At 29.7% G+C, this 12,489-nt stretch carries 9 protein-coding genes; 5 read left to right on the plus strand and 4 right to left on the minus strand.

Annotation, left to right across the window (positions count from 1 at the left end):
- Positions 1 to 771: 771 nt before the first annotated feature.
- A complete protein-coding gene (locus GQS58_RS00005) occupies positions 772 to 2,775 on the minus strand; it encodes a BCCT family transporter (protein ID WP_166381627.1) in 2,004 nt (667 codons plus the stop codon).
- Positions 2,776 to 3,311: 536 nt separating this feature from the next.
- Between GQS58_RS00005 and porQ the strand changes: the two genes are divergently transcribed.
- Both porQ and cmk read left to right on the plus strand, forming a co-directional pair.
- The gene (gene porQ / locus GQS58_RS00010) at positions 3,312 to 4,334 is read left to right on the plus strand and encodes a type IX secretion system protein PorQ (RefSeq protein ID WP_166381629.1); all 1,023 of its coding nucleotides are present in this window, start codon (positions 3,312 to 3,314) and stop codon (positions 4,332 to 4,334) included.
- Position 4,335: 1 nt separating this feature from the next.
- A complete protein-coding gene (gene cmk / locus GQS58_RS00015; protein ID WP_166381631.1) occupies positions 4,336 to 5,028 on the plus strand; it encodes a (d)CMP kinase in 693 nt (230 codons plus the stop codon).
- Between the two features lie 191 nt (positions 5,029 to 5,219).
- Here cmk and GQS58_RS00020 read toward each other — a convergent pair whose 3' ends face one another.
- Positions 5,220 to 5,849, minus strand: coding sequence for a 7-carboxy-7-deazaguanine synthase QueE (locus GQS58_RS00020; protein WP_166381633.1), 630 nt, complete (start codon positions 5,847 to 5,849; stop codon positions 5,220 to 5,222).
- A 242-nt stretch (positions 5,850 to 6,091) separates the two neighbouring features.
- Here GQS58_RS00020 and rpsA point away from each other — a divergent pair, with 242 nt between their 5' ends.
- The 3 genes from rpsA (at position 6,092) to GQS58_RS00035 (ending at position 10,609) form a co-directional block, all read left to right on the plus strand.
- Positions 6,092 to 7,903, plus strand: a complete 1,812-nt coding sequence (gene rpsA / locus GQS58_RS00025) for a 30S ribosomal protein S1 (RefSeq protein ID WP_166381635.1) — start codon at positions 6,092 to 6,094, stop codon at positions 7,901 to 7,903.
- A 449-nt stretch (positions 7,904 to 8,352) separates the two neighbouring features.
- On the plus strand, positions 8,353 to 9,744 hold the full coding sequence (gene glmM / locus GQS58_RS00030; RefSeq protein WP_166381637.1) for a phosphoglucosamine mutase: 1,392 nt from the start codon (positions 8,353 to 8,355) through the stop codon (positions 9,742 to 9,744).
- 40 nt (positions 9,745 to 9,784) lie between these two features.
- Complete coding sequence (locus tag GQS58_RS00035; protein WP_166382490.1) at positions 9,785 to 10,609, plus strand: hypothetical protein; 825 nt, start codon at positions 9,785 to 9,787, stop codon at positions 10,607 to 10,609.
- Between the two features lie 34 nt (positions 10,610 to 10,643).
- Here GQS58_RS00035 and GQS58_RS00040 read toward each other — a convergent pair whose 3' ends face one another.
- Both GQS58_RS00040 and GQS58_RS00045 read right to left on the minus strand, forming a co-directional pair.
- Entirely contained in the window at positions 10,644 to 11,534 is an 891-nt protein-coding gene (locus GQS58_RS00040) for a lysophospholipid acyltransferase family protein (protein WP_166381639.1), read from the minus strand.
- A gap of 11 nt (positions 11,535 to 11,545) precedes the next feature.
- Positions 11,546 to 12,439 (minus strand): lysophospholipid acyltransferase family protein, encoded by an 894-nt coding sequence (locus GQS58_RS00045; RefSeq protein WP_166381641.1) that lies wholly within the window; start codon positions 12,437 to 12,439, stop codon positions 11,546 to 11,548.
- Between the last annotated feature and the right edge of the window lie 50 nt (positions 12,440 to 12,489).

The raw sequence follows: 12,489 nt of genomic DNA on the forward strand, positions 1-12,489 counted from the left end.
AGTAGGTCGCCGCCTTTCTTTAAACCTCAATTCTTACGAATTGAGGTTTTTTTTTGTGCTAAACTCAAAGTAGAATGCCTAACTGTGTGAAAACGGATTATCTGTGACGGTACTCGTTACAAACGAGCACTAGCCTTGCGTGAATCTTTATTTTTTATCGATCTTAATTTATTATAGGTTTACCTTAATTCTATGGAATTGAGTTTTTTATGTGCTAAAATGAAAGCATAGTCTTTTTTTTTATCACATTATATAAAACTATTTAAATGGTCATTTCGACGGCAAGAGATATCTCATATCTTTGATTACAGAATACTTTACATTGTTAGATGATTTCTCTTTACATTGTTAGATGTTTAGTCTTTTGGTAGTATTTAATTGAAGACTAAACAGCTTTTAAATAGTTTTTATATCCTTGCTTTCTTTCAACAACATTAGTTTTCATGAAACATTAACTGATATTGGTTTTTAATTTAGAAAAAACAAGTTAATTAAAAGACAAATACCCTTTATAAATGATCTCGTATTAGTAATAAAACATAGATATGCTTTACTACAAACAAATGGTTAAATATAATTCTTTAGTAGGTCTATTGTATATGATTTGTTATGGGAAACTTATTTTGAATCTGAAGAAGATTTAAAAGAAGAAATTTCATAATATTAGTGCCATTATAATCAGGAAAGACGACAGCAATGTATAAAAACGGTGCAAGAACTAGTAAATTTAATGAAATCTGTCTACGAATTAGTTAAATTTACAGTACTGATTTATTTTTTATTCGCATTGCTACTAATAAACATTTCGTTTTTTTCTTCGGAAATAATAGCTAAAAGTCTTTCGTAATGTTTGAGGGCATCAGAAATTAGTTCATCTTTAGTAAAAAGGCGTACGTCATATCCTTTTCTGTAATCACCAAAATAAGTTATAGGAAGGTACGAACAATCTTCTTCAAACCCTCCAAGGTTGTCTTCATCAATTAAATATTGAGAAACTAATTTTGATTGATTTTTTACACCATATACAAAATTATTAACGACATCATACTTAATTTCAATCTCTACGCTTTTGGGTTTTTCGGAAAAATGAACAGTTGCTTCAATTCCATTATTTACAAATTCTTGTTGTAGTTCTTTAAAGGCTGGTTTAACCGTATTTTCTATAAATTCATTAACAGATTTTTGATCATCATAAGAAATAATTTGTTTTAAACGTTCTTTCCAAAATAAACCAGACCATGGAGTTACTTGAAAATCACGTTTGTAATAATCATTATCTATAGCGAGTGCTTTTACAAGGCTTACAACAAATAAAAGAATTATTATGGAAAACGGTAGTGCTGTAATAAGCGTCATGCTTTGTAAGGCTTCAAGTCCACCAGCATTTAATAAAAATAGAGCCAGAACAGCAAGTAGAATTCCCCATCCTGCAGTTTGCCATTTTGGTGAATTTTGTGAGTTCTTACTAGAGATACTATTCATTACAAACATCCCTGAATCTGCAGATGTTACAAAGAAAATAAGAATGATAGAAATAGCTAATAAACTAATTAACTTAGTGAATGGAAGGTATTCTAAAAAATTAAACATCAAGGCATCAGGATTACTAGATAATTCACTAAGTAGTCCATTTGCGACATTCATATCAAACCAAATAGCACTATTTCCGAATACAGACATCCAAATAAAATTGAATAATGTTGGTATAATTAATACTGCTGAAATAAATTCTCGTATAGTTCTTCCTTTAGAAATTTTAGCAATAAAAAGTCCAACATAAGGAGACCAAGAAATCCACCACGCCCAGTAAAGTATGGTCCAATCGTAAAACCAAGGCAGTGTTTCTTCTTCATAAATATGTGTGTTAAATGTTAGTTTAAAAAAGTTATGAATATAACTTCCCATTCCTTCGGTAAAACTGCTTATTATATAAACAGTTGGGCCTAGAAATAAAACAAATAATAATAAAATAACAACACTAATAATATTAATATTACTCAGTATTTTAACACCTTTATCTACGCCGGTTACAGCAGAAATAATGGAAATAGAAACCAATACACCTACTATTATAATTTGATAGATAAAACTACTTTCGGGTACTATGTTTAGGGTTTCTAATCCGGAATTTATTTGAACAACACCAAAACCAAGTGTGGTTGTTATTCCAAAAAAGGTACTACAAAGAGCGAATACATCAATTGCGTTACCCCATTTTCCTTTAACCTTATCTTTTAGTATTGGATATAAACAGCTTCGTAATGAAAGTGGAAGTTTGTATCGATATGCGAAGTAGGATAATGATAATCCTACAGTACCATAGATAGCCCAGGCATGAATTCCCCAATGGAAAAAAGTATATAATTGAGCATTTTTTGCAGTACTAATGTTACTATTGCCCATTAATACTTCATTGGAGTAATGTTGCATCGGTTCTGCTACACTAAAATACATCAACCCAATTCCCATGCCTGCGGAAAATAACATTGAAACCCAAGAAAAGTAAGAATAGTCTGGTTTGCTATCGTTACTTCCTAGCTTAATGTTTCCGTACTTACTAAACATTAAATAAATTAAGAAAATAACAAATATTGTAACAGACCAAACGTATACCCAGTTAAAGTTAACAAATATGAAGTTTTTAACCTTATCCAGCAGGGTTTCTGTAAATTCAGGGAAAATAGCAGAAATTAGACAAATGGAGATTATAAAAATCAGACTAGGTATAGTTACGCCTTTATCTAAGGTAGTTTTGGATCTAAAAGAATTACTCATATTGTAGTTTTCGTAAAATATATAGGTTAATTTATTTAGTGGCTTGTTTAATACTGTTTTTAAGAGGTAAACTTTAATGTGTAGTCAAGATAAAACTTATAAGAAACAATAAATGTAGAAAAACAGTTGTATGGACGAAAATACAATAAATAATAAGGAATCAAAAATATTTCAGTACTCAATAGCCTTTGTTTTTAATAAAGTATAGTTGATTTTCTTAGTTTTGAAGCGTTTAATATAATATGTATTCAGAATAAGTGGCTGTCTCAATATTATACTTTGTACTGTACCTTTTAAAGATAAATATTATATGCAATTTATATTTTTAGAAAATTGAGTAAAGAAATATAATAGGTCTTATGTGTCTGTTGAGTATCAAAATTAATTATTATGAAATTATAAATATTTCTCACGAATAATATTCAGGATTATTTAATAATGATATTTATATGAAAATATTTTATAGTTTTAAATAGTAATTTTTATGATGCTACAACGTTATAAAGTATATTTGTAAATTGAAACTAAATTAGTTAATGATTAAATTATTTTTTATTTCTATTTTATTTTTTTCTATCTCTTTAACTGCTCAAGTTGGAGGAGAAGAAGTGTATCAGTTTTTAAATATTTCTACTTCTGCGAGACAAGTAGCTTTAGGTGGTGAGGTTTTAACACTTTTAGATGATGTAAACCAACCTATTTGGAATCCTTCTGTGATTAGTGTTGAACTTGATAATAAAATATCTGCAAATTACACGAGTTATTTAGCTGGTATAAATATTGGGTCTTTAGCATTTGCAAAGACTATTTCTAGAAGGTTTGGAACGATACATGGAAGTATTAAATATATAGATTATGGTTCTTTAATAGGAGCTGATGAGCAAGGAAAAGAAACAGGTAATTTTAATGCAAGTGATATTGCAGTTTCAGCTGGTTATGCTTTAAATATACCAGAATCAAATATTTTTGTTGGTGCTAACCTAAGGTTTATAAATTCTAATATAGACAGTTATAGTTCTGTTGGTGTTTCTGCAGATTTAGCCATTTTATACAATAACCCTTACAAACCTTATACATTTACTTTAGTTGCTAGAAATATTGGTACTCAGTTACAAACATATAATGGTGTAAAAGAAAAAATGCCATTTAAAGTTGCATTAGGAGGTTCTTATAAATTAGAATACGTACCATTAAAATGGTATGCAACTATAGATAACTTACAAAAATGGGATATTTCTGTAGCAAATCCTTCTGATCAAATAGCCGATTTTGAAGGTAATGCTACTAATGAAGACGTAGGTTTTATAGGAAATACTTTTAGACATTTTGTAATAGGAGGTGAATTGTTTCCTGAGAGTTTAATTAATTTAAGATTGGGATATAATTTTAGAAGAGCAGCAGAATTAAAATTACAAAACGCTAGAACTTTTAGTGGTTTTTCTTATGGGTTTGGAATTCAATTGAACAGATTAAAGTTTAATTATGCATATTCTAAATTTCATTCTGCAGCAAATACAAGTACTTTTAGTTTATTAATAGATTTAGATAGTAGAAGGTAATATGAATAAAAAAATTATAATAGCTATTGATGGTTTTTCATCAACAGGAAAAAGCACCATTGCTAAATTATTAGCAAAAAAATACAATTATATTTATGTAGATACAGGTGCAATGTACAGAGCGGTTACTCTGTTTGCTATGAATAATAATTTTGTAAGTAAAACTCATTTAGATGAAAAAGGACTTCTTTTAAACCTTAAAAATATTTCTCTTACTTTTCAATTTAATAAAGATTTAGGTTTTGCAGAAATGTTTTTAAATGCTATTAATGTAGAAAAAGAGATTAGAACCTTAGAAGTTTCTCAACTAGTTAGTAAAGTATCTACTATTTCTGAAGTAAGAAAAAAGTTAGTTGCAGAACAGCAACTTATGGGAGTAAACAGCGGTATTGTTATGGACGGTAGAGATATTGGAACAGTTGTTTTTCCGAAGGCTGAATTAAAATTATTTATGACTGCTTCTGCAGATAAAAGAGCTACAAGGCGTTATAAAGAATTAATTGATAGAGGAGATAATGTAAAATTTGAAGATATTCTTTTTAATGTTGAAGAACGAGATAGAATAGATTCTACAAGAGAAGATTCTCCTTTAATGAAAGCGAGTGATGCAATTGGTTTTGATAATTCTGATATGGGAATTACAGAGCAATTTGAGAGAATTTGTACCTTAGTAGATAAAAAACTCACTGATTAGTTATTGTTTTATAAATACGCTTAGCCCTGATTGAAATGGCATCCTTTTTATAGCCTTTTAAATGTGATGATATGTTACCTTAAAGGAGATAGCCACAGTTTACAAAAAAGTAAACCTGGCAATGATAGTTATAAAAAGATATAATGAAAAGCAGGAAACAGCTTCTAATAAAAATATAAAGTACCTGAATATTATGGAATATTCAGGTATTTGTGTGTTTGTAAAGAAATTTTCCATTTTGGATTTTTCATTACATATTCTACAATTTCTGCTGTCATTTTTTCTTTTTTACTCCATTCTGGTTGTAAATAAAGTTGACATTTTTCTCCGACCTTAGCAGCTTCTTGTTCTGCAAAATCAAAATCAGATTTGTTATGAATTATCATTTTAAGCTCATCTGCTTCTGGATAACATTCTGCTAAAGGCATTTTTGTTTTCTTTGGCGATAGGCAAAACCAATTCCATTTACCCGAAAAAGAATACGCACCAGAAGTTTCTATATGCGTTCTAATATTGTTTTTTTGAAGTAAATCTGTAATATAATCCATAGACCACATTAAAGGCTCACCACCAGTTATAACAACGGTTTCTGCATATTTTTTAACATTATCTACAATAGTGTCTGCTAAAGTTGGTGGGTGCAATTCTGCATTCCAACTTTCTTTAACATCGCACCAATGGCAACCTACATCGCAACCACCAACTCTAATAAAATAAGCGGCAGTACCTGTATGAGCACCTTCTCCTTGTATGGTATAGAACTCTTCCATTAACGGAAGCATTATTCCTTTATCTACTAAATCTTTTGTATTTTTATCCATCTTCATTAAAATCTACCTAAAAGGTTTTAAGGGTGCAAAGGTAGTTTTTTGTATATCAACAATAAAAGGAATAATAAATTAATTGTAAAGTGTTATAAATCAAAACATTTTTGTAAATTTGCACTCCTTTTTACGAGAACAGATTTATAAAAGGAATATTTAAAACAATTTATAAAAACAACTCTTTGCGTTTATATCGTTAAAATCTGATAAACAATAAGATACAAAATTATTATTCAGAAATGTCTGAAGAAACAAAAAACACTGAAGAGCAAGTAGTTGCTGCTGAAGTACAAGAAACAGCGACTCCTGCTGTAGATCCAACACAATTTTTAGCTGATTTTAACTGGCACAAATACGAACAAGGTATTGAAGCTGTTGATGAAGAAAAATTACAAGCATTTGAAAAAGCGTTAGAAGGAACTGTAGGTTTTGTAAACGAGCGTGACGTAATTGAAGGAACTGTAATCAGAATTACTGATAGAGATGCAATCATCGATATCAACTCTAAATCTGAAGGAGTTATTTCTTTAAACGAATTTCGTTACAACCAAGGTTTAAAAGAAGGAGATACTGTAGAAGTATTAGTTGACAAAAGAGAAGATTCTTCTGGTCAATTAGTATTATCTCACAAAAAAGCAAGAGTTATTAAAGCATGGGAACGTGTTAACAATGCTCATGAAACTGGTGAAGTAGTTAACGGTTTCGTTAAATGTAGAACTAGAGGTGGTATGATTGTAGATGTTTTCGGAATTGAAGCATTCTTACCAGGATCTCAAATTGACGTTAAGCCAATTAGAGATTACGATCAGTATGTTGAGAAAACAATGGAATTTAAAGTTGTTAAAATCAACCACGAATTTAAAAACGTTGTTGTATCTCATAAAGCTCTTATTGAAGCTGATATTGAATTACAGAAAAAAGAAATTATTGGTCAATTAGAAAAAGGACAAGTATTAGAAGGTATTGTTAAAAATATTACTTCTTATGGTGTCTTTGTTGATTTAGGTGGTGTAGACGGATTAGTACATATTACTGATTTATCTTGGTCTAGAATCAATCATCCAAATGAGGTTGTTGAGTTAGATCAAAAATTAAACGTTGTAATTTTAGACTTTGATGATAACAAATCTAGAATTCAATTAGGATTAAAACAATTATCTGCTCACCCTTGGGAAGCTTTAAACAACGAATTAAAAGTTGGTGATAAAGTAAATGGTGAAGTTGTTGTTTTAGCTGATTATGGTGCGTTTGTAGAAGTAGAACAAGGAGTAGAAGGGTTAATTCACGTTTCTGAAATGTCTTGGTCAACTCACTTACGTTCTGCACAAGATTTCGTGAAAGTAGGAGATAAAGTTGAAGCTCAAATTTTAACTTTAGACCGTGAAGACCGTAAAATGTCTTTAGGTATCAAACAATTACACCCAGATCCTTGGACAGATATTACTACTAAATATCCTGTAGGTTCTACTCACACTGGTACAGTTCGTAACTATACTAACTTTGGTGTATTCGTAGAATTAGAAGAAGGTATTGATGGTTTAGTTTATATCTCAGACTTATCTTGGACTAAGAAAGTGAAGCATCCATCAGATTTTGTAACTGTTGGTGATAAACTTGAAGTACAAGTATTAGAATTAGATGTAGAGAACAGAAAGTTAAACTTAGGTCATAAGCAAACTCAAGATAACCCTTGGGATGCACATGAAGCTACGTATGCAATCGGTTCTAAACATGAAGGAACAATCAAAGAAAAGAATGATAAAGGAGCAGTTGTAACTTTCGCTGATGGCGTAGAAGGATTTGCACCAACAAGATTCTTAGAAAAAGAAGATGGTTCTAAATTAGAAAAAGGAGACAAAATCGAATTTGTAGTTTTAGAATTCTCTAAAGAATACAGAAGAGTTGTTGTTTCTCATACATCTTTATTTAAAGAGCAAGAGAAAAGAAATGTGAAAGTTGCCGTTAAGAAAGCAGCAGACGCAGAAAAAACTACCTTAGGAGATATTGGTGGTCTTGCAGCATTAAAGAAAAAAATGGAAGAAGGTAAATAATCATTTACATTTCTAATATATTTTAAAAGCCGATACAATTTGTATCGGCTTTTTTTGTGCTTTAAAATTTCTAATAACTTTGTAGATTTCCAGTATTCAAAAAATAAATTTTTTGAATACTGGATACTGGATACTGGATACTGAATACTGAATACTGCCAACTCTTTTCTGGGTGTTCCCTAAAAAGGTCGGTCTTTCCACTATATCTTTTTATAGCTGTCATTACGAAGTTTATTTTTTTTGTAAACTGTGGCAATCTCATCATTAATTAACAGTTTGCTTCGTTCCTCGCAATGACGCTTTTTAATAAGTGCTATAAAAAGGATGCCGTTGCAATCCCTAACGCACATTTTTGCCAACCAAAAGCAAATCAAAATTTACTACCTACTAATTTATTTTATCATTTAATAGAATTATATTTGTCCCGCTTAAAAAGACAACCAAAAATTATGACATTAATAAAATCAATTTCAGGAATTAGAGGAACCATTGGCGGAAAAACTGCTGATAATTTAACACCAATAGACGCAGTAAAATTTGCTTCTGCATACGGAGCATTTATTAAGGCTAGAAATCCTGGTAAGAAAAAAATAAAAGTAGTAGTTGGTAGAGACGCTCGTATTTCTGGTAAAATGATTTCTAGTTTAGTTGCCAATACTTTAGTAGGTTTAGGAATAGATGTAATAGATTTAGGTTTATCTACAACACCAACAGTAGAAGTTGCAGTACCTTTAGAAAAAGCAGATGGAGGAATTATTTTAACAGCATCTCACAATCCGAAAGAATGGAATGCTTTAAAACTTTTAAATGAAAAAGGAGAGTTCTTAAACGGAGAAGAAGGAGAGCAAATTTTAGCTTTAGCAGAAAGTGAAGATTTTTCATTTGCAGAAGTAGATGATTTAGGTTCTTATAAAAAGAATAAAAAATACTTAAAGAAGCACATTAAAGAAGTTTTAAAACTAGATTTAGTAGATGTTAAGGCTATTAAAAAAGCAAAATTTAAAGTAGTTGTAGATGGTGTAAATTCTACAGGAGGAATCTTTATTCCTGCTTTATTAAAAGAATTAGGAGTAAAGTGTGTAGAGTTATATTGTACACCAAACGGTGAGTTTCCTCACAATCCAGAACCTTTAAAAGAGCACTTAACAGATATCTCTGAATTGGTGGTAAAGAAAAAAGCAGATTTCGGAATTGTAGTAGATCCAGATGTAGATCGTTTGGCTTTAATTTCTGAAGACGGTTCTATGTTCGGAGAAGAATATACTTTAGTTGCTTGTGCAGATTATGTTTTAGGGAAATTAGGTGGTGGAAACACGGTTTCTAATTTATCATCTTCTAGAGCATTAAGAGATGTAACAGAAAAGCATGGAGGAACGTATACAGCTTCAGCAGTTGGAGAAGTAAATGTGGTTATCAAAATGAAAGAAACCAATACAGTAATTGGTGGAGAAGGAAATGGTGGAATCATTTATCCAGCTTCTCATTATGGTAGAGATTCTCTAGTGGGTGTCGCTTTATTTTTATCGCATTTAGCAAACAAAAAAATATCTTGTAAAGAGCTAAGAGATTCATACCCTAGTTACTTTATGAGTAAAAATAAAATTCAGTTAACACCAGAAATAGATGTAGACAAGATTTTAGAAACAATGGCGTCTACCTATTCTAACGAAGATGTAAATACAATAGATGGTGTAAAGATAGATTTTGCAGAAGAGTGGATTCATTTACGTAAATCTAATACAGAGCCAATTATTAGAATCTACACAGAAGCAAAATCTCAGCAAGCTGCAGATAATTTAGCAGTAAGATTTATCAATGAAATTAAAGCAATAATAGCGTAGTATTTTGAAAACAAAAATAATTATAGGTTCATTTTTATTAATGAGTATCTGCTCTTTTTCACAAGAAAATAGCACAGAGAATATTGATAATTTAAAAAGTGTAGATAAGATTACCAATAAGGGAAAATTCTTTTTTTATTGGGGATGGAACAGGGCTAATTATTCTGATTCTGATATTCACTTTACAGGAGATAATGGTAGTTATGATTTTACCTTACGTAATGTAAAAGCAAAAGACAGGCAAACGCCATTTAGTTTTAACGATTATTTAAATCCGGGTAGAATTACCATTCCTCAAAATAATTATAGAATAGGGTACTTTTTAAAAGAAAATTATACGATTTCTATAGGAGTAGACCACATGAAATATGTAATGGTTGCAGATCAAACTGTAAAAATTGACGGAAAGATAAATGCAGGAACGCCATTTGATGGTGTTTATAATAATGATAATCAAATATTATCTGAAGATTTTTTACAACTAGAACATACCGATGGTTTAAATTATGTAAATGTTGAGTTTAGAAGATTTGATGAAATTGGTCATTTAATAGGTCTAAACCATAAAAACTTTCAAATAAACCTTACGGAAGGTTTTGGTGCAGGTATTTTATATCCAAGAACAGATGTAACCTTATTTAACCAAGAAAGACATGATGAGTTTCATATTGCAGGTTATGGTAGTTCTGCTGTTGTTGGACTAGATTTTACATTTTTTAAATATTTCTATATTCAATCAGATTTAAAGTTTGGTTATATTTATATGCCAGATGTTCAAACAACTTATAATCCAAATGATGGAGCTTCTCAAAGTTTTACTTTTTTCCAAAGAAATATTTTAATTGGTGGAAGATTTAATTTGTAAAAGAAAAAAAAATCTACTAAAAGTGCCAAAAGGATTATAAAAATTCTTTTGGCACTTTGTCTTTATGTTTAAAACGTTTGTGAGACCATAAATATAATTCTGGTTGTTGTCTTATATTTTCTTCTGTTATTTTGGTATATTTATCTGTAATTTTATAATCATCAAAATCTTTAGGGGTTTCAGTTATTAATTGAAATTCAACTTCATAATAACCTCTCTTTACTTTTCTTGCTACATAGTTAATTACAACAAAGTCGAATTTTTTTGCAAGCATTTCTGCACCCGTATGTATTGGTACTTTTACACCAAAAAACTCGCTCCAATAATACGTTTTATGCGGTTGTGGAGATTGATCACTTAGTAAAATATAAGCAGCTTGTAGGTTATTATCAATATTTTTTTGAATATTAAGAATTGTTTCAGAGGTTTTATAACCATCAATTCCAAATCGCTTTCTACTTTTTTTAATAGCTTTTTCGTAATACTTGTTTTGTATTTTAGAGTATGCACCTAAAATAGTTGTTTCTAAAGCAAGTGGCATACTTGTAGACCATTCCCAGTTTGCCTGGTGTGCACCAACAATTATAATACCTCTTTTCTTTTTGTTATAATTATCTACTAATTCAGGATTTAGATACTTATAACGTTTTTTAATCTCTTTCTCACTAATAGAAAAGTATTTAACGCTTTCTACAACTAAGTCTGTAAAATGTTTAAAGAATTTTTTAGAAATTAATTTTATTTCATTCTCCGATTTTTCAGGGAAAGCAAGATGTAAGTTTGCCAAAACTACCTTTTTTCTGTAACGAAAGACATAATATACTAGAAAGAAGAAAAAATCTGAAATAATATATAAAACTCTCATAGGTAAAATAGAGAGTAGTATAATTAAGGGATAGGTAAATGCAAAACTTAAAAACTGCATATTTTTATTATTTATGATGTAGATGCCGGAACTTTATCTCTATGTTTAAAACGTTTGTGAGACCATAAGTACACTTCAGGCTGGTTTCTTATATTTCTTTCCGTTATTTCTAAAAATTTATCTGTAAGTTGGTAATCTTTATATTCTTTTGGGTTTTCTGTTATCAATTCAAATTCAACTTCATAATAACCTCTTTTAATTTTTCTTGTTGTCCAATATACAAAAGACATGTCATATCTTTTAGATAAAGTTTCTGCACCTGTGTGAATAGGTACTTTTACTCCCATAAATTCTGCCCAATAATGGGTATTCTTTATTTGTGGAGATTGATCGCTTAATAAAATATAAATACCCTGTTTTTTATTTACAAAATTTCTATGAAGATTTCTTATCGTGTCTGAAGTTCTATATAAGGTTCCACCAAACTTTGAACGAGACATTTTAATTACTTTTTCAAAATGTTTATTTTGTACTTTGGTATATGCAGCATAGAAATCTGGTTTTTTAATTTGTAAAGGTAAACCGGTAAGCCACTCCCAATTTGCTTGATGAATTCCTACTAAAGAAATACTTTTTCCATTTTTAGCAACCTCTTTTAATAAATCAATATTTTTATATGTAATTCTTTTAGAAATTTCTTTTTCAGAAATTGTAAAGGTCTTTATACTTTCTACAATAAAATCTGTTAAATGTTTAAGAAAACCTTTTTGAATTTTTTTAAGTTCTTCTTCTTCTTTCTCTGGAAAAGCTAATTTTAAGTTCTCTAAAACTACCTCTTTTCTATAGCCAATAATGTAGTAATTTAATAAGTATAATCCATCTGAAATGATGTATAATACCTTCATAGGAAGTTTAGATATTAACCAAATAAATGGGTATATAAGACTAAAAACAATTAAATGCATGGAGTATTATTTTGAGTGCAAATATCCGATATATATTTAAAATGAAGTAG

The sequence above is a fragment of the Polaribacter sp. 11A2H genome (assembly GCF_011379025.1).
Classification (GTDB): Bacteria; Bacteroidota; Bacteroidia; order Flavobacteriales; family Flavobacteriaceae; genus Polaribacter.

What these genes read in the sequence shown, in the direction of transcription:
- GQS58_RS00040 (WP_166381639.1), bottom strand. Translation starts at nt 11,534, where the DNA reads ATGCAGTTTTTAAGTTTTGCATTTACCTATCCCTTAATTATACTACTC.
- glmM (WP_166381637.1), top strand. Translation starts at nt 8,353, where the DNA reads ATGACATTAATAAAATCAATTTCAGGAATTAGAGGAACCATTGGCGGA.
- porQ (WP_166381629.1), top strand. Translation starts at nt 3,312, where the DNA reads ATGATTAAATTATTTTTTATTTCTATTTTATTTTTTTCTATCTCTTTA.
- GQS58_RS00035 (WP_166382490.1), top strand. Translation starts at nt 9,785, where the DNA reads ATGAGTATCTGCTCTTTTTCACAAGAAAATAGCACAGAGAATATTGAT.
- GQS58_RS00045 (WP_166381641.1), bottom strand. Translation starts at nt 12,439, where the DNA reads ATGCATTTAATTGTTTTTAGTCTTATATACCCATTTATTTGGTTAATA.
- rpsA (WP_166381635.1), top strand. Translation starts at nt 6,092, where the DNA reads ATGTCTGAAGAAACAAAAAACACTGAAGAGCAAGTAGTTGCTGCTGAA.
- GQS58_RS00005 (WP_166381627.1), bottom strand. Translation starts at nt 2,775, where the DNA reads ATGAGTAATTCTTTTAGATCCAAAACTACCTTAGATAAAGGCGTAACT.
- GQS58_RS00020 (WP_166381633.1), bottom strand. Translation starts at nt 5,849, where the DNA reads ATGGATAAAAATACAAAAGATTTAGTAGATAAAGGAATAATGCTTCCG.
- cmk (WP_166381631.1), top strand. Translation starts at nt 4,336, where the DNA reads ATGAATAAAAAAATTATAATAGCTATTGATGGTTTTTCATCAACAGGA.